This is a genomic window from Bifidobacterium thermophilum, from assembly GCF_037482445.1.
GTDB lineage: Bacteria > Actinomycetota > Actinomycetes > Actinomycetales > Bifidobacteriaceae > Bifidobacterium > Bifidobacterium thermophilum_B.
In genome coordinates, this window is the sequence record NZ_JBBHLY010000010.1 from 1 (window position 1) to 3827 (window position 3827).

General features: G+C 60.3%; 1 protein-coding gene. It reads right to left on the minus strand.

The genetic code is table 11. The annotated features are described in order from the left end of the window. A partial coding sequence (locus WD012_RS06595; protein ID WP_339562973.1) for an Ig-like domain-containing protein occupies positions 1-3361 on the minus strand: 3361 nt, incomplete at its 3' end. Between the last annotated feature and the right edge of the window lie 466 nt (positions 3362-3827).

Genomic DNA, 3827 nt, shown 5'->3' on the forward strand with positions numbered 1-3827 from the left:
CACGAATCACACCCTTGCCGACCATAGTCTCGATATCGTCATAGAACGCAGCGTCCACAGGCACATCAGAGAACCGCTGCGACGACGCAGTGCCGGTCACCGACAGCGAATGCACCGCAGACACACCACCAGCGGTCGCGAGGATCGTGGTGGTGCCGGCCTTCACGCCGGTGACCACACCGGTGGAGGACACAGTCGCAATCGACGGGTCGAGGGACGCCCACGTGACCGTCTTGTTGGTCGCGTTCGACGGAGTCACCGTAGCGGTCAGCTGAATCGTCTTGCCCGCGGCGACCGTGCCCGCACCCGAGATCGAGACCGACTGGACATCGATCTCGGTACCCGAATCAGTGACAGTCACCTTCACCGACGCGCTCTTGCTCCCAGCGGTCGCGGTGACCGTGGCCGTGCCGGCCTTCACAGCCGACACGTAACCCGTACCGGTCACCGAGACAACAGATGCGTCAGACGAGTTCCACGCGACCGTCTTGTTCGTCGCGTTCGACGGGCTCACCGTTGCCGACAACTGCACCGACTTGCCCTTGGCCAGCGACACTGCGCCATTCGACACGCCATCACCGGAGATAGCAACAGACGACACCGGAACATCCGCGGACTGGCAGGTCACGGTGGACAGCGCGGTGCTGCCGCTGGTCCAGCTCATGGTGCCGCCGTTGTAGTCCATGCCCGGGGCCATGTCGGCCGGGTAGCGGTTGGAGCTATTGCCGTTGTCAGAGAAGATGACCTTCGCGTTGCCGGCGAGGTTGTCCGGCACTTCGTAATAGTAGCCGGACTGCCCACACGTATCAGTACCCGAAATCGCGGTCATCGCCACACCTGGCCACTTCGCGTTGCTTGTGGCGGAGGAGCCATTACCGGCGTACATGTAGATATACACGCTGGACCAGCCGGAAGGCTTGGTTACGTAGATGCGGTTCTTGGCTACCGGGGCGGTACCGGTCACGGTCACCTTGACGGTGGCGCTCACAGTGCCGGCCTTGGCGGTGATGGTCGCTGTGCCTGCCTTCTTGGCGGTCACGGTGCCGTCGGAAGCCACCGAGGCGACTGAATCGTCGGAGCTGCTCCAAGTGACGGAGGCGCCTGCCGGGTCTGTGGTGGCGGTCAGCTGCTTGGTGGTCGCACCGTTGGACACGTCGAGCGAGAAGTCGGACTGGTTGATGGTCACGGACTTCACGGTCGTAGTGGCGCACGATACGCTCTTCAACGCATCGGACGTGGAGGCTGATGTGTCGCCGTTCCACGCGGATGTACCAGTGACTTGGAGACCAGCTGCATCTTCGCCTGACGTACTGTCGGCAGGGTACTTCGTGGTGTTGGTCGCGTTACCGTCATTGAAGATAACTCGAACCGTGCCTTCGAAGTTGTCTGGAATCTCGTACATGTAGTCGTATCCGGCGTTCTTGCCGCAGGCATCCGCGGCAGTCATGGCGACGCCCGGCCACGCAGCGTTCTGGGTGACGCTTGCCGCATTCGGATCGTCCACATACACGTACGCGTCCAAGCTGTTCCACGAGCTCGGCTTCTTCGCGTACACGACTGTGACTGCCGTGGGGTCCTTCTTCTGGAAGGTAAAGGAGGCGGTGACGGTCTTGCCGTCAGCGTCAGTACCGCTTACGGTGACGGTGACAGCGGAGCCGACAGCGGTGTTCGCGCCGACGGTGATGGTGTCGCCGTCATTGTAGCTGCCGGACTTGCCTTCGGACGTGGTGTACTTGGCACCGGTCACGTTGGAGGCGCGCAACGTCACGGTCGTGGTGTCGGTCTTGAAACTCGCGCTGCCGGTCGCTGACACGGAGGCGATATTGGTCTTCATGTTGTAGAACACGCTGACCTTGCCGGCGGTAGCGGTGCCGGAGGTGATCTTGCCGCCGGACACGGTGAGTGTGCCACCGTTGACCTGATCGGTGTAGGTGCCGTCGTCAAGCTTGGTGGACAGGCCGGCCAGCGACTGCTGGTTGCCCATGTTCACCACGGTCACGCCATCGGTGTCGGCGTTGCCGTCGGACTTGTAGCGCTCGACCATGAGGCAGGAGTTGTCGTTGCAGTTGCGCAGATACTCGGAGGCCTCCTCGTTGTTCATCGCGTTGCGGAAGTGGTTGACCGCAGTGACCTGCGTGTCCTTCCAGGAGGTCGAGCCGGCGTCGCCGAGCTGTGTCTGCTCGGAGAACTGCGCGTTATTGCCGCCGGAACCGACCGGGCGATCGAAGTACAGGGACATGGTGTCGGCGCGTGAACCGATCACGCCCCAGCCCATGGTCATCTGCCATTCGCTCATGCCGGTGGATTCCTTGTCATCGTTGGCATAGGTGTCGTGGGATTCAACCCAAGACGTCAGGTTTGATGCGGCGACGTTGTAGTTGTCCCAGGAACTGAGATTGCCGGCATTGAGATTCTTCGAGTTCAGCGCGCCACGCAGCGTACCGCCGTACGCGGATGCGGTGATGCCACCGCCGCCTTTGGCGGAACTGGCGAACATCTTCGCATAGTCGGAATCGCGGGAGATGCCGTCGTGCAGCACTTCGCCGTACTGGTATTGCGAGCCGTTGGCGAGAATCTTGGTCCAGTATGAGGAGTTGTTGTACTCCCCCGGCAACTCGATATGCTTGGCGGCATCATAGCGGAAGCCATCCACACCGTCATTGACCAGCTGCTTGAGGTATGAGGCCATCATGTCGCCGACAGTGGAGTTGCCATCGGTGTTGAGATCGTACAGGCCGACCAGCTTGCAGTGGGTGACCTGGTAACGGTTGTTCCAGTCGGAAACGTTGCCATCATTGCAGTCGTGATGGTAATAATCGTTGTTCTTCCAGCGGGAGGAGATAGCAGGATAGTCAGCGGTCATGTGATTGGCCACAATGTCGACGATGATGCGTACACCGTACTTGTGCGCGGTCTCGCACAGGCTCTTCAGCTCGGACTCGGATCCGACGACCCAGTTGCCTACCGTGGTATCGGTCGGCTGATAGACGTAATACCAGTTTTCGGTGAATTTCATTCCGTTGCCGGCCGCATGGATTGCGGACACCGGCTCGGTCTGCACCGAAGTAAAACCGGCCTCGGCGATTGCCGGAATATTCTGTTCAATGGTCTTGAACGACCACATCCACGCATGGAGCGTGGCACCTTCGCTCATGTTCTGGGCGAGACCGTACTTCTCTCGAGCCGACTCGAAAGCATAATTCCCGACAGTGTCGGAATAACTGTCTCGCCGAGTATCAGCACTTGCCGTCGTGGCGGACGCCATACTGACGACGCTGCCAGTTACCAGCATGGCCGCCGATGCGACAAGGGCCATGAATTTATGGCTCCACTGCCGCGCTACCTTGATGTGTCCAGGCACATTCGCTCCTTTCGCGAACTATCACCCGAATACAGAAACCGCGCAGCCGCGCACAGGCAATGTGCCGTACAACGCGAGCCCCTGTAGAACTCCTCTTTTCTATATAGTCATGCGCTGCGCATTCGCTGCGCCCACATGGAGTTGGGACAAAGTCCGACAGCCGATGACCGGCGTGGTCACAGGCCGCCCTGCCTGATTTTAGGCAACAGTTCCAGTATATGTTTGGGCAATCATGAAGTGAAATCGGGGGTGTCGTGGGGTGTCCCTATGTAATTTGTCAAGTGTACGTCTGGTGCCGGGGTGTGTCGTGTCTTGCCGTGGTCTGGGGGCGTGTGCGGGGGTTGTCTCGGTTCGTGGTGGTGTCGTCGTGGTGATGTGGGTTCCGCCGGGTTGGTAGAGCGTGCCGTTGCGCAGCATGCTGTAGATGACGTTGCATCGTCTGCGTGCCAGGCACATGACCGCCGCG